The sequence below is a fragment of the Levilactobacillus enshiensis genome, from assembly GCF_007115095.1.
GTDB classification, from domain to species: domain Bacteria; phylum Bacillota; class Bacilli; order Lactobacillales; family Lactobacillaceae; genus Levilactobacillus; species Levilactobacillus enshiensis.
In genome coordinates this window covers 408,281-427,429 of record NZ_SULH01000001.1, presented here as the reverse complement: position 1 = coordinate 427,429, position 19,149 = coordinate 408,281, and the positions used below count along the sequence as shown (strand labels likewise).

Below are 19,149 nucleotides of genomic sequence, written 5' to 3'. Positions count from 1 at the left end.
TTTAGCTGTTAAACTCTAAACTTTTAATAGGTAAACGTCATGGGCAGCGATTTCAATGGACTGCTCATCCGTTAAAGCCAGATCCTTATTCTGCCAAATATCGTGACCAGCCAGTGGAATTTCCAATGCGTCCAGCTCCTTACCGGTTAGAGTTAGCGGCTGGTCGGAAATATTAAAGACTGCATGGTAGGTGTGGTCAGAACTGGCTGCGTACCACGTAATCTTCCGTTCATCACGTGACGTCTGATACTTTTCGGTCAAATGGTCATCCATTTCTAGTAAGTCTTGATTGGTCAACAAGCTGGTCGTCCACGCATCAAGGTCAGGGAGTTCACCACCCATAATCAGTGGCGACTGCATCAGGCTCCACAGGCTCATCATGGTCTTTTGTTCAGATCGCGTGAACCGTGTTTGCCGGTCGCCACCAGGCCCATCAACTGAACGAATGCCAATGTGGCCCAGCGGTAGCATGTCACAATCTGGCCAGTTACCTGGTCGTGAAATTGGTGACCATTTCTCAGCACGGTCAAACATGTTCAGTAACAACGACCACTCGTCCCAGAAGTCATCCGTGATTCGCCACATATTCGCATTCCGTTGGAGAAACGCCCCATTTTCAATTGGCGCTGGCCCTGGTGACAAGGACAGGACCATCGCCCGGCCGGTCTGATCGATGGCCTTTCTCAGCGCAACGACCTCTTTTTTGAGCGTGCCATTGTAGATGACGGAGTTCGCGATGTCGTCGCATTTGATGAAGTCGACTCCCCAAGAGGCATAGAGATCCATCAACGAATTGTAGTAGCCTTGGCCTTCTGGCATATCGACGTTGACACCATACATATCTGCATTCCAGGGACAAATATTATTTTCAGCAATATCTCTGGCTGTCTTGGTTGTTCCCTTGATTGGCGTTGCGTTGTGAACCGCTTGGCGCGGAATCCCTCGCATGATATGAATCCCGAACTTCAAGCCTAAGTTATGGATATAATCCCCTAACGGCTTGAAACCTTGACCATTCGCTGCGGATGGAAACCGCTTGGGGTCCGGAATCAATCGGGAGTAGGCATCCATTAGTAATGGCGTAAAATTATGGTACTGAGAAGAATCGGCGGTCGGCTCGTACCATTGAATATCAACGGTCACGTATTCCCAGCCGAATTGTTTTAAATGTTGGCTTAAATAGTCGGCATTACGTTTGACTTCGTTCTCCCGAACCGAAGCACCGTAACTGTCCCAACTATTCCACCCCTTAGGCGGGACCTGAGCAAATGTTCTAAATTTCTTAGTCATAATTGCTGTCCTTTCTGAGTTCACCGTTTTTGACCACCGGTAGGCCAAAAACCATTTCGTTTGGATATCCTTATGTACAAAACTAATCATAGCATCTGAGAAAACGCTTTCAACGAGCTAAATTGTAGATTTAGTGGCATAAAGTAACTGGACAAATGCGATTTGGTGTTTAAAACTCACATTGACCGATTTTTGATTGCTTACCCCTTATCTTTTTGCCGATTGGCGCTAATTATCAGCGACTAGAATTGCTTAAAAAAGTATCTGCCAAAAAGAAACTGACCTGCCTATTTCCGGCAAATCAGTTTCCTAGCTAACTTTTCTACTTCAATTGAATATGGTACAGCCGCGCCATCTTTTCCTTCGTAAAGTTCAGCTGCAGGTTCTGTTGGTCATGCGTCACCGTGGTCCCACCAATCTTGTTAGGGTACAGTTGCGTCACATCAGCAATTTCACCATACTTAGCCAGTGATAGGGTATGGTCAGCTACTTCACCAACGCCCCGCCATACGGCCAAGTAGATCTCTTTTCCTTGCTTAAAGCCATAGCTAAACCAGGCATCATCCAATTGACTAAGTCCCTCTGGCCAAATGGGCAAGCCCGTCGCAATCTTGTGGCGGTAAGTCTTGTACGTCGCAATCCCTTCAGCAACCAAGTCTAACCGGTGCCCCTTAACCTTGTTGAGATAGCCACTCTGATGAATTCGCAACAACATAGCGTTGACCATGTTAAAGATGACTTCCTCATCATCCCCAGCTTGTAAAGGGTATGACCAGATAGCACACTGTTCCGGTGCCACTACCGACGCCCCCACGGCCGCAATATTTCCATTGCGGACATAGTTGGTCTGGTCGGTCATCGACTGAATACTGTGTCGTTGAAGCATGGCATAATCGTGCCGCATCCCACCAGAGCCACAGTTTTCAATCACCAGATCTGGGTAACGGGCAAAGACCGCGTCCAGCCAGGTCAGATAAGCGCGATTGTGCTTCAAGAGGCCGTCACCAAAGCTGTCTGCGTTCTGCTCGGTCCCCACGCCAGTCGTGATGTTGTAATCCATTTTGATGTACCCAACGCCATACTGTTCGACTAACCGCTGCACGACACCGTCCGCAAAGTCGCGGACTTCGGGGTTCGTGAAATCTAAATGATACCGATCCGCATCGATGACCCGCTTTCCATGGCGCATAAAGAACCAGCTGTCGGGAAGCTTATCGGCCAGTGGGCTCTTGATACCCACGACCTCAAGTTCTAACCAGAGGCCCGGCGTCATGCCCTGATCCCGGATATACTGAATCAGCTTTTCAATGCCTTCGGGGAACCGTTCTTGAGAAGGCTGCCACTCACCAACACTATCCCACCAATACCCAGGCGCATACCAACCACAGTCAATGACAAAGTATTCACAACCGACCTGCTTGGCCGCATCGATCAAGGGAAGTTCCTTTTCGGTCGTGGGATCACCCGACAACCCATTCATATAGTCGTTGAAAATGACGGCCAATCGTTGATTATCATCATTTTCACGACGAATCAATCGCCGATACTTGGTCATTTCACCAATGCCGTCTTCAAAATCACCCATCAACTGGCCAAATGCCACGGGGACCGTAGTAAAGGAAGCGCCCGGCGTCAGATTTTTCCACCACTGATTGTCAAATTCCTCTGGTCCGGATAATCTAATAGCCAAGAGGTTTCCGCGACCAATATCCTTTAACTCATAGTGCCAAGCTCCGTTATTTTCAATTTGCCAAATTGCTGTCTGGCCCGTCGTTGTATTCGTCAAGATGCCGTTCGGTGAGTACTCGGAGCAGGACCATGACGAGTTGTTGGTCACACTGATTCGTTTCGTAGACGCCTGCGCCAAATCACCGTCGACCCAGTAGTCCAGCCCAGCATCTTTGAGCGTGTTGGCTTTCCACTGCGCTTCAGCGGTCCAGTCATTATTGGGTACATAGATGACATTGTTTTCGGCATAGTTACCATTAAGGTCGTTCGCCTGGTTGATGCCACTCAGGGCAAACGAAGAAACGTATTCAATGCCCAGATCCGTCTGACCAATATTCTCAATGGTCGTCCAACTTCTAACGACTGCTGAACCATTATATAACCGATAAAAGCTGCTGACCTGGAGTGTCTCTTCAGCATCCACTTGCACGATTGTGAGTTGCTTGCCATCGGCTTCGTCACGGACCGCATGCCGAACGTAACGGAGGTCGCGTCCTGGATTCGTGTCGACAAAGCCCACGCCTTTGTGATGGAAATTGCGGCCAGTCACTTGGACTTCGGCAATCTGGAGATGGCGCTTCAGGTCGTCGTCAGCGTCACTGAGGTCATTTGAATTCATTACCGTGAGGGCAACCTTGCCCTGATTAACTTCAAAGCCGAGTCGTGCCTGATTGGTGCTAACATCAAAACTTTTCATGATCATCTTCCCTTCCTAGATACAGCGAAACTTGGGTTAGAATCGGAGAACGTCTCCACGATGGACGCTCCACCAGATTTATCTTCTACGCTCTTCATTGTAAACGGTTTCATTGTGATTAAAAATGGTGTATTTTGTAGGAAAGGTGTTTATTTATAACTATCACATTCATATTTAGTGTCTTTTTCTCACTTACGCCATTTTTCCGGTAGACGCCCCCTACCATTCAGGAGAAAATAGGGTTAACAGCCAACCAACTTGACCGCAATCGTTTCGGACACCGTTGCCGGTCACCCTTCAATGAAAGGAGTTTACGATTATGCGAACCGTCACCTGTATTGATATTAGTGAGCCCGTCTTACACTTCTCATCTGGAAAGTTCACGGCCGGTCCTCATTGGCAACACAAGTCCATGTATCATGATGGTAATTTTGAAATCATCATTGTCATTAAAGGGACCCTCTACTTGCAAGTAGATACTAATTATTACGTGATTAATGAAGGCGACATTTTCTCCTTACCACCGTTTCATCACCTTCATGGCTATAAGGACTCGCCGGAAGACACCCAATACTTTTGGTTTCACTTCTTCACGCAAAAAAATGCCATGCGTTCGCTTCACGTGGATAGCCACGATGGTCAATCCGTGGCCGCACTGTTCAAGAAGAATCAGGTCGTTCTCCCCCTGCAGTACCGAGCGCTCAGCCTAGAAAAAATCCTCATTATCATCTACCAGGTCCTGGACGTTGCCAAAAATCATTACTTCACGTCGATGTCCGTTGACTATCTCCTAACTGCACTATTGATTGAAATCGCTGAGGACTTCTACAATTCCCTCTCTGGTGAAAATTCTACCGGGGCCGAGGCCCGAATCGACGGCATCAAAGAGTGGATCCGGGCCAATCTCAGCGTTGACCTCAAGGCGAGCGCTGTCGCCGATCACTTTGATCTGAATCCGCATTATCTCGTCCGCATTTTCAAAGAGCAAACGGGGCAGACCGTCATTCAATACATTAATCAGCTCAAGCTACAGCAGGCTGCGGAACTGCTTCTGCAGACCAATTTTCCAATCAAGCGTATCGCCAGTACCGTCTTTTTCTCGGACGAAAAACGATTCATGAAGGCCTTTAAAGCGCGCTACTACCTGACACCAACAGAATTTCGACATACCTATACTAAAAAATTCCTCGACAGCAGTAATTTTGACCCCGAAGTGCCGCTGGTGCTTGATCCTAAGAATGAACAACGAGATGAGTAATAACGCGTTTTAGCAATTTTAAATGGTGCCATCTGCCCTGTCGCTGCCCATTATCAAGGTACAAAAAGGAGCTATGACAACCGTCATAGCTCCTTTTGTTGATACCTGACTAATGCTCATGTGATTCAGAAGTCTCGTAAACTTTTTTCGTTTGGGTCCCTTGTTGTTCGATTTCTTCCAAGGTCCGGCCCTTCGTTTCTGGAACGAACAAACGAATGAAGGCTACGCCCAGCAGGCAGATAATCCCGAAGATGGCAAATACGGCGTCTTGCGACATCGACTGCGTCATGATTGGGAATAATAAGCCCACGGCAAACGACCCGATCCAGTTAAAGGATGAGGCCAATCCGGAAGCCCGGCCCCGCACAGCTAATGGGAAGACTTCCCCAATTAACACCCACGTCAACGGTGCCCACGTGAAGGAATAGAAGGCCACGTAGATTGACAAGAACAAAACAATCAACATGGGGTTCTTGTTCAAATTGACAACGTTTAGAATGGCTGGCAGGATGAAAGACAATCCCATGACGACCCCACCTAACGTCAACAACGTTCGCCGGTTAAATTTATCGGCAATGACCAAGAAGACCAGTGACCCAATGACTAAAATAATCCCTTGAATAATTGGCCACATCAGCGCTGAACTAGCTGCACTCCCCGTAGCCTGTTGCACGATCAACGGAATGTAATAGAAGATGGCGTTGGCCCCTTGGAACTGTTGAAATGCTGCCACACCAACTCCGGCGATAACTAAGTAACGGTACTTGCTCGAGAATAAAGTTGACCACGATGTATTTTGTGCAACGGTTGCTTCATCCGCAGCGGCCGTTTGAATATCGGCTAATTCATCAGCGATTTCATCAGCTGGTCGGATAAAGCTCAATACCTGCTTAGCACCGGCCAAGTCTCCGTTTTTAACTAAGAAACGCGGCGATTCTGGCAACCGCAATACCCCGGCAAATAGGATGATTGCTGGCACCGCTGCGGACCCCAACATCAACCGCCAAGCAAAAAGTTCTGGCAGTCCCTTTAGCAGGTAGTCAACCACGTAAGAGATCAACATCCCGGATACGATCATGGTCTGATTAATCCCAGTTAACCGGCCCCGTAACCGGGCTGGTGACATCTCCGACATGTAGGCTGGCACGAGTGCCGATGAAGCCCCGACAGCCAACCCCAAGAAGATCCGAACGGCAATCAGATAAATCGATCCCTGGTTGGGCGCCAGACCGGATAGTAGGGATCCCAGTGCAAAGATCAATGCTGAAATCAAGATCATTTTACGACGACCCAGCTTATCAGATAGCTGACCGGAAATGGCGCCCCCAAAAATTGCCCCGAACATCACAGCCGAAGTAATCCAGCCGATGACGCCAGCATTTGTTAACGCCCAGTCGTGTTCTAGAAATGGCAATGCCCCAGTCATGACCCCAATGTCATACCCAAACAGAATGCCACCAAAGGATCCAAAAAAGTAAATGAAACCGCTTGAAATTTTCTTTGTGCTTGTCAAAATGTTCCCTCCCAATGTCTCTTGCTCTCTCTGTCGACACACATCCATTTCTGCCGAGTAAATAGATGTGATAACTAGTTTCTTACTTACCATGATTGTGATATCGGTAATTTTAGCTTTTAAGTAAACCGTTTTCACAAACGCAATAATGTTATTTTAGACTATTTATACGGATAAATCAACCATTTATTGTTTCATTCGTATTACTTTTCTAAACCGTTTTCTTTGTTTTGATATTTATATGTAAGCGTATTTATTTATAAATAGATGTCAAAAAACACAACCCCCGCATTCTCAACTGCGAAGATTGTGTTTTTTGACACAAAATTACTTTAAATTCTTAATCACCCGTGCGGGATTACCACCCAAAACGACGTTATCGCCAAACGACTTGGTCACCACGGCCCCGGCAGCCACGATAACGTTGTTCCCCAGCGTCACACCGGGACAGATAATCGCGCCACCACCGACCCAAACGTCATCACCCAAGGTCACTGGTTTGCCGATCCCCATGGCTCCATTACGCCGGAGCTTAGGATCAGCCGGATGATTGACCGAATAGATCTGCACTTTGGGGCCTAGCAGACAATGCTTGCCGATGCGAATGGGCGCCACATCCAGCATAGCACAGTCATAGTTGGCGAAAAAATCCTCACCAACGTAGATGTTATACCCATAGTCACAGCGAAAGGTCGCGTGAACCTCAACGTCCGCACCCGTCGCCCCAAACATCTCTTTAATCAACTGGCGACTCTGTTCAGGATGCTTCTCCCCGAGCGCGTTAAAGGCTTCGACCTGGTCACGAGCAATCCCCCGCTCGGCCACAAGTTCCTCATCATAGACGTTGAAAAGTTCGCCTGTAATCATCTTTTCTTTTTCACTCTTTACCATGCTAGTCACTCCATTTCGTGTATTTTATATTGGCTAAGCCGTCGCCTTACTGTTTGCTAGATTGGTCGCACTACGGCTGCCAGGGATTCCGCCTGCTGTGGGGACGCTTCAGACTGGAAGACCACCAGTCTTCTCGCTCGATTTGAAGCCACGAAGAACGCGTGTCTTCAAAGTCGCCCGTGGTGTAAGCTGGCTGAAAAAAACGCCAGCCAACACCACTTTCACGGCCGGCTCCATCCCTGGCCTCCTCCGGCTCTGATTGTGTTTCATTGCGACAATAGCTGAGAAATGGGGAATTTAACATTTTCGTCCAATTGATAACGCCTGTTACAGTCCCAATCTCAGTCGTCTAAGAACACAATGTAAGCCGAGAGGTCGGCAGATATGGGCTCAGGCGCGTCGTTCTACTTAGTCAGTAAGTGGTCTTCTTACTGGCTTAGTAGAAAACCAAGCTTGTAGACTCGCGTTCTTCGAGGCTTCAAGTTGTGTTCGCACCGATCCAGCCCATATCTGCCGGCCGGTAAGGCGAAGGGACCACCAGGTTGCCTAATTTTATTCCACTGTTGTTGCTAGAACGGGAATGTCCGGTGCTTTACCTTACTGGTTACTGAGAGTAATCCCAATTTTGTCGATTGTATTTTTAGCTAACCATCTAAAAAGTGGCCGCCCGCCAATTGGCGAACGGCCACTTCATTTAATTCAAGCTTACTTGATGAAAGCCTTTGTCATCCCAACCATGGTTGCGTAGTCTTCCATTTGTTCTTCAGTCAGGGAGAAGGAAAGCATGGTGTGGTGACCACCACCGGCCTTCATCCATTCCAAGGCACCGGTCTTCAAGCCAACCTTTGGCGTCCAGAGTTGCTTAGCAACTGGCAACTTAGGCGTTTCAGCTTCTGGCTTGTTAGCGTCTACGGCATAGCTGATCATCTTGAAGCCATCGCGGAAGTCCGCAACGGTAACGTCAATGGCGTCACCTTCGGAACCCGTGAAGACCAGACGTGCAGGGTCAGCCTTACCACCAATATCCAATGGGTGAACTTCAACCCGTGGCTTGTCGGAAGCGATTGAAGGGTCAACTTCCAGCATGTGAGAACCGAGGATGGCTTCGTGGCCCTTCCGCAGATCCAACGTGTAGTCTTCCATGAAGGCCGTCCGGTCATTATGAGACATGATCTTCATGACACGACCCAAGGCAGCGGTCTTCCAGTCACCTTCAGCACCGAAGCCATAACCGTCACGAATCAACAATTGTGCGGCTAAACCAGGAAGTTGTTCCATTCCCCAAAGGTCTTCGAAGTTGGTGGTAAAGGCCGTGTAGCCACCCTTTTCCAAGAAACTCTTGATTCCCAGGTATTGCTTCAATTGTACCCGAACAGAGTGCTTGTATTTGTCAGCATCGTTGTCGCCTTGAACCATTTCGTAGCGCGATTCGAGGTCGGCGTATTCCTTGTCGACATCAGCGTCAGCAACCTTGCTGATTTCTTCAACCAAGTCACCGATACCGTAGTAGTCAACGGTCCAGCCCATCTTGATCTGTGCTTCAACTTTGTCACCTTCAGTAACGGCAACGTTACGCATGGTATCGCCAAACCGAGCAACCTTAACCTTGAAGCTTTCGTTGTAAGCAACAGCAACGTCTTCCCAACGGGCAATTTGTTCTTGCACGTCTTCGTCGCCCCAGTAGCCATAAACGATCTTGTTGTTCTTGTGCAGACGCGCGTTGATGTAAGCATATTCGCGGTCACCATGCGCACTTTGGTTCAAGTTCATGTAGTCAAAGTCGATGTCAGCGTAAGGAATATTGTTTAAGTATTGGGTCGCCAAGTGCAGCAATGGCTTCTGTAACAATTCAGTTCCCCGGATCCAGTTCTTAGCTGGGGAGAAGGTGTGCATCCAAGTAATAACACCGGCAACCTTGTCGTTGTAGTTAACTTCCTTCATGAAGTTCGTGATACTTTCAGCGGTCGTCATAACATCCTTGAAGACCACCTTGTAAGGTAACTTGCCGCTAGCGTTCAACTTGTCAGCGATGTCTTGGGCATCCTTGGCAACGGACTTCAATTGTTCTTCACCATAAAGATGTTGAGAACCGGTAACAAACCAAAATTCGTAATCTGGTACTGATAACATAAAATGACACTCCTTTGAAATATTTTTTATTAGTTATTCGCAATAATTAAAATAGACAGCCTACTCGCGAGCAGCGTGTTCCTTGGACTTGGCGTTGTTTTGACCGTAGTAAGCATTGGCACCGTGCTTACGGAGGTAGTGCTTGTCCAGCAAGTATTGTGGCAACTCACGGTTAGCCCGCGTCAACTGTAAGGTGTGGTAGTCTTCTTCGGCAACCACTTCAAGGACCTTAGCGTTGTAAACGGCCTTGTCCGGCGTTGGTCCCCATGAGAATGGCCCATGTTGGCTAACCAAAGCGGCTGGAACGGCTTCGTAGTCAATCCCGCGTTCGTTAAAGGTCTTGACGATGGTCTTCCCCGTGTTGCCTTCGTAGTCTTCTTCGATTTCTTCCTTAGTTAAGGCATCGGCAGCAGGCACGTCACCATAGAAGGTGTCAGCATGCGTCGTGTTCATGGCTGGGATATCCATCTTAGCAGCAGCAAAGGAAACGGCCCAAGGTGAATGCGTGTGTACGATTCCCCCGATGTTCGGGAAGTGGTTGTACAGGTACGTATGAGTTGGCGTGTCACTTGATGGGTTTAATTTCCCTTCAACGACCTTGCCATCCTTCAGGTTCACAACGACCATGTCTTCTGGCTTTAATTCATCATAAGGAACGCCAGAAGGCTTGATAACGTACAGGCCCTTTTCACGGTCAACCCCGGAAACGTTTCCCCAGGTGAATGAGACCAAGCCAAGTTTTGGTAAACGCATGTTGGCTTCGTAAACTTCTTGCTTTAAATCTTCAAGCATGCTATTTCTCCTTTTAATTCTTAGTTAATCGTCCAGCAGGTCAATGGCTTTGCCTTCAACTGGTAAGGCCGCTTTGTACCCGGCGATGAATTCGTTAGAACCCTTAACGCCAGCTGGATCAGGGGCGACCGTCGTGCTATCTGGGTTGGCGAAGACTTTGTTGTCCAAGAAGTCTTCCAGCGTTTCATTGGCAGCCTTGTCAGTAACGTAGAAGCCCAGAACCGCCATCCCCCAAGGTCCACCTTCGCCAGCGTTGCTGGTAACGGTGATTGGGGTGTTCAACGAGTCCGCTAAGACTTGTTGCCCAACCTTTGGCGTCCGGAACAGGCCACCTTGGGCAATTAAGGAATCTAAGTGGATATGTTCCTCATTAGCCAAGATATCCATACCAATCTTCAATGGAGCAAAGGCTGCGTACAGCTGTGTCTTCACGAAGTTGGCCAAGGTAAAGTTGCTATTTGGCGTCCGAACGAATAGTGGCCGACCAGCCGTCATCTTGGTAATGTTTTCACCAGAAAGGTAGCTGTAGTTCAACAGTCCCCCGGCGTTGGCATCACCCTCGGTCGACTTGTTAAAGAGCGCCCCATAGAGTTCATCAGGCTTCAAATCAACGCCAATCGTTTGCGCGAATTCCTTAAATAGGTTGACCCACGCGTTGATGTCGGATGAACAGTTGTTGGTGTGGACCATCGCCACTGGTAATCCAGTGGGGGTCGTTACCAAGTCGATGTCGCGGTGAACGGCCTTCATGGGTTGGTCCAAGACCACCATCGAGAAGGCTGACGTCCCGGCTGAAATGTTCCCGGTCCGTTCGCGAACGGCATTAGTTCCAACCATCCCGGTACCAGCATCCCCTTCAGGTGGTGCCATGACACTGCCGGCTTCCAAGTTCCCCTTTGGATCAAGCAACTTTGCCCCGTCAGTAGTCAAGTTACCAGCTGGTTGACCAGCTAGCAGCACCTTGGGCAAAATGTCCTTGATATCCCAGTGGTATTGCCGAACAGACTTCACGTCTCTAAATTTCGCTAATAAATTTTCATCGTAATCTTTAGTGTTGCTGTCGATTGGGAACATACCAGAAGCATCCCCGATACCCAGAACCCGTTCACCAGACAACTTCCAGTGAACGTACCCAGCCAACGTCGTGAAGAACGTGACGTCCTTGACGTGGTCTTCCTGGTTCAAGATAGCTTGATAGAGATGCGCGATGCTCCACCGTTGTGGAATGTTGAAGTCAAATAAGGTCGTCAACTCATCAGCGGCTTGTTCCGTGATGTTATTGCGCCAGGTCCGGAAAGGTACCAGTAATTGGTCCTTAGCATCGAAGGCCATGTACCCATGCATCATGGCACTGACGCCGATTGACCCGACTTTGGTCAATGGCACGCCATATTTATCTTGAACTTCCGCAGCCATTGCTTGGTAACTGGCTTGAATCCCGGTCCAAACGTTCTCTAAGGAATACGTCCAAATACCGTTTTTCAATTCGTTTTCCCAAACATAACTGCCGGAAGCAATCGTTTTAAAGTCAGGAGTGACTAAAACAGCTTTGATCCGCGTTGATCCAAGTTCGATCCCCAGCGAGATGTTACCGCTTTCAACATCCTGAATAGTCTTATCCGCATTCATGCGATAAACCTCCATAGCTCTGTCGGCTAATAAATTCTACTACTCAACGTCTTAAGTGTATAATTTTTATTCGCATAAATCAACAGCAAATTATATTTATACGTATTATTTTTAGAAAATGCTTAGATTTTAAGCGGCAAAAAAGGCAATCGTTAAAATCACGGGTCTCTGGTCCCATTTTAACGGGCTTTAAGTAGAATATTCGGGAGATCCTAACGTTTACTCACCTGACCGTTTAATGACTATTCAGGCGAAATGACAGCGGTCTCATTAACTTGTACGGATAAATAAGAATGTATCCTTGATAACCCCCATAGCGTCGCTTACTTGTTGGCTAAAAGAGCAGCTCCGTCAAACCAAGACTGGCTTGACGGAGCTGCTTTTTTAGTTAGTTCATTTTGCCGGGTTGCACTGGGCGCTCACAATCACCTAACTTCATTCAGCGGTGATTGTGACCATCCCCGTTGCCCCACAACATCACGCTTTTTTCTATTCTGCTACTGTTGCGTCTAAAAATCCCTTTTCCATGTCATAAATCACCTGTGTTGCTGTCGTTGCTACCGCTTGCTGCCGGTGAATAAATTTCACCGCGTGCGGGTATGGCGCATCGTTTGTCACGCGGTACTGCGTTGCCGACAGCCGTTCGAGACTCCCATTGACCACTGCCAACTCGCCGTCATCCGTTTCGTACAAGTAGGCATTCTGACCAAAGCCCGTCAGGTAGGCCGCGAGCTCTTCACCCATATCCCAATCTGCCTGACCCGTATCACCATCTGGGAAGAGCCGGGTGTAGATACCACCGTCCTTGGCAAATGTAGATTGTCCGAAGCGGTTCCGGGACAAGTCTGGCCGGTTCAAGTTAGGCCCAGCAATGCTGTAGGTCGAGGCCGCTTCCCCTGGTTTCAACTGATTCGTTGGTGTCGTGGCATTGCTGTCATACATGTACAGCACACCGACAAATGCCCGGTAAGACGCGAGTAACAAGGCCGTGTCATCCAAGACCTCATAGGCATCCAAAGCTGACGCCGCCGTAATCCCGCCCCAAAGAGAATGAATCATGTAAGACTGGGCTTCCCACCAACGATCGGGTGCTTGACTCCGGAAGTCATTGCTGTACCCAATGTTAGCTTTTAACAGTTCCGCGTAACGCCGTGCTTCGTCGACGTAGCCGGCATTGGCTAAGGCCCCAGTTGCCGGACCAAATCCAGCGTTGTCGTAGAAGTGTTCCGTAATGGCCGCTTGATACTCGCTGCTATGAGCTGCCACCCGCTTGGTTGCTTCTTCCCAACAACCCTTGATTTGTGCATATTCTTCGGTCAGTCCATGTTGCTTTAGGGCTGCCAGCAAATCGTTGATGTACAGGAAGTAGACGCCTAGCGTATGGGCTTCTTCCTTTCCCCGCGCCGAGGTGTGGAGGTCGGCATTGACCCGCATATTGAAGACCTGCGCCGCCCATTTCAAATAAGTGGCCGGTGAATGCAACTGTAAGACATCTTCGTCGAACTGGGCCAGCAAGTAGTACACGTGGCCGATGTATTCAAAGTCCATGTCCCGGTAAAAGTCGCCATACAGGTTGACCGGCTTGAAGAAGTCGCCATCGGTAAACCACTTGGGCTTCACGTAGTTGACTGCACTGGCTTCAACCTCACGCACCTGATCCGGGGTCTTCGCCGTCTGATGTAATAAGTTCGTTTGCAAAATCAGACTGAGCTTCCCAAGTGATTCCCCCTGATTGGAGATGGGGGTAAAGGCATCGTACGGCTGCGTCGTCTTACCATTGTAAGCATTTTTGGTCAACCAATTGACCCGTGTTTCAATCAGGTCACGCACGGCAGCCATGACGTTGAAGACAATCAAGTCACTGCGACCATCCGCTAAGTAGATGCGTAAACAGTGTTCGCCGACACCCTTGACCGGTGTCTTCAAAAGATTGCCTTCATAGTCACCGATCACGTCTTCTTTGTGGAGCTTACCGTCCGTCTTGTAGGTCATCACCATCCGTTCTGGCTTAACCCCTGCAGGTAGCGAGATGTGAATGTTGGTGGTTTGACCGACTGTTAACAGTGGATCGTAGTTGATTTCGGGATGACCGTTAGTCGCCGCAACGGCCTTAAAGTCAGCCTGTGTTGTGAAGGGTTCGAGTACAAAGCTCCAGCACTGAGCGGCACCACCGGTGATGACGACTTCATTATGCGGATAGATCCAGTCATTGACGGGTTCTTCCCCCCGTTGATAGCCGCCAGCTAACTCAAGTTGGTGGAATAACAACCCATCTAACGACGGCGAAACATTTTCAAAGAACCGGTTCGTCCATTCATTGTAGGTCCCCACGGATTGGGTGACGCCGGCCGTTTGGAACAGGCCCAGATTAGGTCCTTGATTGTCCCGCCGAACGCCAGCCAGCTTCGTGAAATTAGCCGAGATGCTGGGGAAAACGGCAGCGGAGTCGGACATGTTGCGGTGAACATTCTTGTCGCGGAACATCACATAGGCCAACGATGCCCACACGCCAAAGTTTTCGAGCGTCACAAAATCATCGGTTGGATTTTGAACAACAATGTCCCACTGTACCTGCTTGCCCACCAAACGGTACGTTTCGACAATAACTAAACCGGCGATCATGTAAGACACCGTAATGTCGTTATCCGTAGTTAAAACGTTGGGTTCAAACTCAATGCTGCGGTAAGTCTTGTCACCCACGGTCAGGGTAAATTCACCAAATAATTTATCCGCGTCCTGGTAGCCGACTTGTTTGAGATAAGCGGGATCCACGACCCAGTTCATGTGGTGGTCATCCTGCTTATTTTGCAAATTGACAATAGCACCACGTTGATTCACGTCTAATTGAAACTGTGTTGATTCCATTACTTCAACCCCTCCTTGTCTGCTTTGATCCGCCGGGTATTGGCCTGGCGATATTGACTGGGTGACAAACCCGTATATTGTTTAAATACCGTTGAAAAGTAATAAATGTTCTGAAAGCCAATGGCCTCCGCAATCTCGGTCTCCAACATGTTCGTGTTAAGCAATCGCTTGCTAGCCTCTTCCATGCGGTACTGCCGGAGAAATTCGGTGGGCGTTAACCCGGTCGTGGCCTTCAACGTCCGAATCAGGTAATTCGGATGAAAGTGAAATTCCTGACTCAACGTGGTATTGGTGATTTTTTCATCAAAGTGATCACGCAAGTAGCGTTGGACCTGCCCTGAAAGCTGCACCATCGCCGAGTCTTGCTGCGACTGAACCTGAACTTCTTGTAAGACATCGATAAAGAGTTGCTGTGCTTGCCAAAAACCGTATTCCTCAGTTGCGGAGCTATTTTTGAAAATCTGTTCGGTCATTTGAACCAAACGATCTGGATGCTGCATCTTAGTGTGTTTCGCCAGATAAAGCGTCTCGGTCGGCGTGTAGTGATGGAGCGTCGGCACCTTGATCGCCGAACGCATGGGGACCAAGGTCGCCTGTTGCTGCCAATGGCCGGACACGTAGAAGTGAAGCCAGTAGTACCCGGTATCCTCAGTCACTGCATGCCAGGAATAATGGTGATGCATGGGCAATAAGACGAACATTTCACCCGGCTCAACGGTGTAGTCATTATCATCTTCTGAAATGAAGAGTTTCCCCTTAATCATAAACATCAAAATGAAATACTGCAGGTTGTTACGGTTCGGGTGATGGTCACCGGCATGAAAGGTCGCGTATCCCCCTTCAATAAACGTCGGCAACGGTAAACACGAAATTGAAATGTAAGCCGGTTGGGCCATGCAATCACCTCCAAAACGGTTCTTCTAAAAACGCTGTATCATCTACGGTAATGTTTTAATACCGTTATTATAGTCCGTCTGCACTATTGTGACTAACTTACCAAACTTCTGCTAAAGGTTAAATGCTGAAATTCACCCCTCATCCCAACATTGGTCAGCATTCGCGCCATTAAATCAGTCCAAGTTGGGCGCACTCCGGCTGCCAGGGATTCCGCCTGCTGTGGGGACGCTTCAGACTGGAAAACCAAGCTTGTAGACTCGGGCTTTGCGAGGCTTCAAGTTGTGTTCGCACCGTTCCAGCCCATATCTACCGGCCGGTAAGGCGACTCAACCACCATGCTGCCTAGACTTGGCCGCAATGTTGTTGCTAAACCAGATATCAGACATCTAGCTATTAACGCAGACTGTCCCGTTCGCCAAACTCGGGCAGGAAGACCGCCGTCTGAGAAATGCGCCTCTGACACGAAATAGGTGCCCAGTCTCCATAAGAAACCGCACCTATTCCGCTAAACCATAAGTCGTTACCGCGCAATCTCTGCAACTGCTAGCGGCAACTGCCAAACTAGTCTTCAGCTAATTCGCCCCGCTTTTCAGCTAAGGTAGCCCGGATACCAGTTTCTTGCTTTTCGTAACGCACGTAGAAGATCATGATTGCGGCGCCGATAACGAAGAAGATCGCTGGTAAGAAACTGATACAGAACTTGATAGCGCCTAAGGAAGCCGCCGTCTGAGCAGCACCAGCCTTGTAACCAGCATTGGCCATAATCATCGATGGTGCCCAGCCACCCAGGCCAGAACCCATCTTGATCGCAAATGAACTCCCGATGGCAGTTAAGAACCCACTGGCCCGGATACCGTTCTTCCATTCCCCATAATCAACCGTGTCGGATAACATGGCAAATGGCATGGAAACAGAGATCCCAGTCCCAACAGATGCAATACTCCAGGCAACCCCTAAGGCGATGAGGGACTTACCCGTAAAGAAGATCATGATTTGACCAAAGGCTGCTAAGCACAGGCCAAACATTAACACGTGCGTCTTACTAAATTTCTTAACTAGGAATGGAATCAAGACCATCCCAACCATTTGGAACATCACTAAGGCATTCAGAACGGACGCAAACCCTTTGACCCCTAGGTTGTACTGCGTGTAGTAAACCAGCACGGAAGTCCGTGAAGAGTTCCCCAACCAGTAGAAGATAAAGGCAATGACCAGGATAAACCAAGGCCAGTTACTCTTTGCGGCCCGGATACTGTCCATAATTGGAATGGATTTTTGCGTGGCAGTGTTGACTTCACGGGTGTCGAAGAAGGCAAACATTAACAGTGCAAAACCAGCAACGGCCAAGACAATCGCCGTGTTCCGCCAACCAGCAACGTCATTGCCGCCACCGAAGAAGGCCACGAAACTCAACGTAAAGGTTGCGGTAATTAAGAACCCAATGTTCCCACCAATCATCCGCACACTGTTTAACTTGATTCGTTCATCAGAATCGTTACTCAAGTTTGGCAGGATTGAACTAATTGGCGTCCCGACCCCGGTGTAGGAAATCCCGAAGAGCAGGTAGGTAATCATGGCCCACCAGAATTTCCCGGTGGCACTCAGGTTCGGTGTTAAGAACATCAGAATGAAGAAGATGGCAAATGGGAACGCCATCCATAAGAAATACGGTCGGCTTTGGCCCCACCGTGTATGGGTGTGATCAATGATGAAGCCCCAGACTGGTGCATCAAAGGCATCTAAGATACGAGCAGCCAGTAGAACAGTCCCGGCAGCGGCAACGGATAACCCAAACACATCCGTATAGTAGTAAAGAATGAAGGTCGTGACCGTCGTGTAGAGCAAGTTCCCTGCGGCATCAGTGCTGGCAAACGCTAACATTCTATGGAACGGGACCTTAGCGTCTGACTTAACAGCAGTTGCGACTTGACTTTTCACAATAAGTTCCTCCTTGAAGTGAATTTATAAAAACGAGTCATTAACCCCTCCTGGCGTGTCCCATAGTCGTAACCGGTTACAAAATAATGCAAATTTCTAATGGCTATGGCCCCTGAGCGCTTTAACGATCGTTTTTATTTAATACCAATTTAAAACAAAAACACGGGATTGCCAATCTGATAGACAACACCGTGTTTATAATTTTTAACACTCTGAACTTATTTCACACTGCTTTCATTTTCTTCACGATCCAATAAAACACTGATGTCTTGTGGAATGGGAATGCTCGGGTCAATTGACGGATTATTTAAGTGGGTATTGCCATAACCGTTCCGATACTGGCCCGCGGTCATGTTGACCTTCTTCTTGAAAAGTTTCATAAAGTTCTTGTCATCGTGAAAATAAGCTGCCGTTGCCACCTGGTTGATGGGCAGATTCGTCCGTACTAATAACAATTTAGCAACTTCAATTTTTATATCAACTAAGTAGCCGCGTAAATTTTTCCCTTGCTCCCGTTTAAACAGCTTGGTCAGGTAGTCGGGGCTCATATCAAAGTGATGGGCGATGACGGCGACTGTCAGCTCGCTGGACAAGTTCGCACGAATCCACTCCACAACCCGGGTCGTCTTCGCATCAGTCCCACCAGCCGTTGCAACCAGATTTTGGAGGTAGGCATCCCCCACCGAAATCAAGGTCAGTTGCGTCATCAGGTGATTCCCATAGTCCGTGTAGTGATAGCGATTCGTATAATCCAGGAGCTGATTGAACATCAAAATCAGCTCTTGGGGATTGGTCACCGGAAAGTGACGTGGCAAGTTGACCAAGCACTTCAGGTCATGGGCCGGCTCGTGAGCAGCCTGTTGTTGCGTCATCACTTGTAACTGTTGATGGGAAAAGTCGACCCAATCCCACGCTGCGAAAAAGTGGAGCCAAAAGAAATCGACCGAACCAGTCGTGTCTTTCGTTCCCGCAATGCGGGTATCGGGTGGCAATACCCAGCAATCGTTGGCCCGGATCCGACAGGGTTGACCGTTGATGGTGACGTCAAAATGGCCTTTTAAACAAAAAATAATTTCAAAATCGTGCTCGTGATACATATCTTTGTGCCGCCAACCCGCGTCAGCACTGAACTCTCCGGCCTTATAAAACCAGAGTGGTTGTGACAACGCTAACTGCATTAATTTCATCGTCTCACCTCGTGTTCGGAAATTGCCACTTTTTTCACAGGTCAGTGGCTTTTTTTCAATTTGTTACCGTTTACAATAATAGTTGTTCAGACAAATTATTATATTTTGAAAAAGTGAGGTTTGCTCAACCGACCCGCGCGGACAATCCGTAAGGCTATCCCTGACCACGACATTACTGCTCTTATTATATCATATGTCAGGCACCTTACCCTTTTGCTGGGTGTGCCACCAAGCTTCCCTTCTCGGCCAAAGAAGGAACCCTCGCTATGGTATCACGATATACATACTAGTTAACTTCTCGATACCACGTCTAGCACCCCAGCCGCACATTTCA

At 48.5% G+C, this 19,149-nt stretch carries 12 protein-coding genes; 1 reads left to right on the top strand and 11 read right to left on the bottom strand.

Going from position 1 to position 19,149, the window contains the following annotated elements; all coding sequences use genetic code 11:
- Nucleotides 1–15 precede the first annotated feature (15 nt).
- Nucleotides 16–1,290, bottom strand: a complete 1,275-nt coding sequence (locus FAY32_RS01925; protein WP_143461763.1) for a glycoside hydrolase family 27 protein — start codon at nucleotides 1,288–1,290, stop codon at nucleotides 16–18.
- A gap of 322 nt (nucleotides 1,291–1,612) precedes the next feature.
- Nucleotides 1,613–3,715 carry an alpha-galactosidase gene (locus FAY32_RS01920; RefSeq protein WP_143461761.1) on the bottom strand — a complete coding sequence of 701 codons (2,103 nt, stop codon included), beginning with the start codon at nucleotides 3,713–3,715 and terminating at the stop codon, nucleotides 1,613–1,615.
- Between the two features lie 319 nt (nucleotides 3,716–4,034).
- Here FAY32_RS01920 and FAY32_RS01915 point away from each other — a divergent pair, with 319 nt between their 5' ends.
- Nucleotides 4,035–4,973 (top strand): helix-turn-helix transcriptional regulator, encoded by a 939-nt coding sequence (locus FAY32_RS01915; protein WP_143461759.1) that lies wholly within the window; start codon nucleotides 4,035–4,037, stop codon nucleotides 4,971–4,973.
- Nucleotides 4,974–5,082: 109 nt separating this feature from the next.
- Here FAY32_RS01915 and FAY32_RS01910 read toward each other — a convergent pair whose 3' ends face one another.
- The 9 genes from FAY32_RS01910 to FAY32_RS01870 all read right to left on the bottom strand — a co-directional run bounded on the left by FAY32_RS01910 (nucleotide 5,083) and on the right by FAY32_RS01870 (nucleotide 18,815).
- Nucleotides 5,083–6,486 (bottom strand): sugar porter family MFS transporter, encoded by a 1,404-nt coding sequence (locus FAY32_RS01910; protein WP_143461757.1) that lies wholly within the window; start codon nucleotides 6,484–6,486, stop codon nucleotides 5,083–5,085.
- 327 nt (nucleotides 6,487–6,813) lie between these two features.
- Nucleotides 6,814–7,377 carry a sugar O-acetyltransferase gene (locus FAY32_RS01905; protein WP_143461755.1) on the bottom strand — a complete coding sequence of 188 codons (564 nt, stop codon included), beginning with the start codon at nucleotides 7,375–7,377 and terminating at the stop codon, nucleotides 6,814–6,816.
- Between the two features lie 705 nt (nucleotides 7,378–8,082).
- Nucleotides 8,083–9,507, bottom strand: a complete 1,425-nt coding sequence (araA, locus tag FAY32_RS01900) for an L-arabinose isomerase (RefSeq protein ID WP_143461753.1) — start codon at nucleotides 9,505–9,507, stop codon at nucleotides 8,083–8,085.
- A gap of 60 nt (nucleotides 9,508–9,567) precedes the next feature.
- Nucleotides 9,568–10,299 (bottom strand): L-ribulose-5-phosphate 4-epimerase, encoded by a 732-nt coding sequence (locus tag FAY32_RS01895; protein ID WP_143461751.1) that lies wholly within the window; start codon nucleotides 10,297–10,299, stop codon nucleotides 9,568–9,570.
- Nucleotides 10,300–10,323: 24 nt separating this feature from the next.
- The gene (locus FAY32_RS01890) at nucleotides 10,324–11,928 is read right to left on the bottom strand and encodes a xylulokinase (protein WP_143461749.1); all 1,605 of its coding nucleotides are present in this window, start codon (nucleotides 11,926–11,928) and stop codon (nucleotides 10,324–10,326) included.
- A 489-nt stretch (nucleotides 11,929–12,417) separates the two neighbouring features.
- Entirely contained in the window at nucleotides 12,418–14,793 is a 2,376-nt protein-coding gene (locus tag FAY32_RS01885) for a hypothetical protein (protein WP_143461747.1), read from the bottom strand.
- Nucleotides 14,793–15,689 carry a helix-turn-helix transcriptional regulator gene (locus tag FAY32_RS01880; protein ID WP_143461745.1) on the bottom strand — a complete coding sequence of 299 codons (897 nt, stop codon included), beginning with the start codon at nucleotides 15,687–15,689 and terminating at the stop codon, nucleotides 14,793–14,795. The genes FAY32_RS01885 and FAY32_RS01880 overlap by 1 nt, the downstream gene beginning before the upstream one ends.
- A gap of 562 nt (nucleotides 15,690–16,251) precedes the next feature.
- Nucleotides 16,252–17,571 carry a glycoside-pentoside-hexuronide (GPH):cation symporter gene (locus FAY32_RS01875; protein ID WP_191988135.1) on the bottom strand — a complete coding sequence of 440 codons (1,320 nt, stop codon included), beginning with the start codon at nucleotides 17,569–17,571 and terminating at the stop codon, nucleotides 16,252–16,254.
- A gap of 275 nt (nucleotides 17,572–17,846) precedes the next feature.
- Nucleotides 17,847–18,815 carry an AraC family transcriptional regulator gene (locus tag FAY32_RS01870; protein WP_143461742.1) on the bottom strand — a complete coding sequence of 323 codons (969 nt, stop codon included), beginning with the start codon at nucleotides 18,813–18,815 and terminating at the stop codon, nucleotides 17,847–17,849.
- Nucleotides 18,816–19,149 lie beyond the last annotated feature (334 nt).

Bases quoted from the DNA above. Each gene is read 5' to 3' on its own strand.
- FAY32_RS01925 (WP_143461763.1), bottom strand. From the start codon at position 1,290: ATGACTAAGAAATTTAGAACATTTGCTCAGGTCCCGCCTAAGGGGTGG.
- FAY32_RS01920 (WP_143461761.1), bottom strand. From the start codon at position 3,715: ATGAAAAGTTTTGATGTTAGCACCAATCAGGCACGACTCGGCTTTGAA.
- FAY32_RS01915 (WP_143461759.1), top strand. From the start codon at position 4,035: ATGCGAACCGTCACCTGTATTGATATTAGTGAGCCCGTCTTACACTTC.
- FAY32_RS01905 (WP_143461755.1), bottom strand. From the start codon at position 7,377: ATGGTAAAGAGTGAAAAAGAAAAGATGATTACAGGCGAACTTTTCAAC.
- araA (WP_143461753.1), bottom strand. From the start codon at position 9,507: ATGTTATCAGTACCAGATTACGAATTTTGGTTTGTTACCGGTTCTCAA.
- FAY32_RS01895 (WP_143461751.1), bottom strand. From the start codon at position 10,299: ATGCTTGAAGATTTAAAGCAAGAAGTTTACGAAGCCAACATGCGTTTA.
- FAY32_RS01890 (WP_143461749.1), bottom strand. From the start codon at position 11,928: ATGAATGCGGATAAGACTATTCAGGATGTTGAAAGCGGTAACATCTCG.
- FAY32_RS01885 (WP_143461747.1), bottom strand. From the start codon at position 14,793: ATGGAATCAACACAGTTTCAATTAGACGTGAATCAACGTGGTGCTATT.
- FAY32_RS01880 (WP_143461745.1), bottom strand. From the start codon at position 15,689: ATGGCCCAACCGGCTTACATTTCAATTTCGTGTTTACCGTTGCCGACG.
- FAY32_RS01875 (WP_191988135.1), bottom strand. From the start codon at position 17,571: ATGTTAGCGTTTGCCAGCACTGATGCCGCAGGGAACTTGCTCTACACG.
- FAY32_RS01870 (WP_143461742.1), bottom strand. From the start codon at position 18,815: ATGAAATTAATGCAGTTAGCGTTGTCACAACCACTCTGGTTTTATAAG.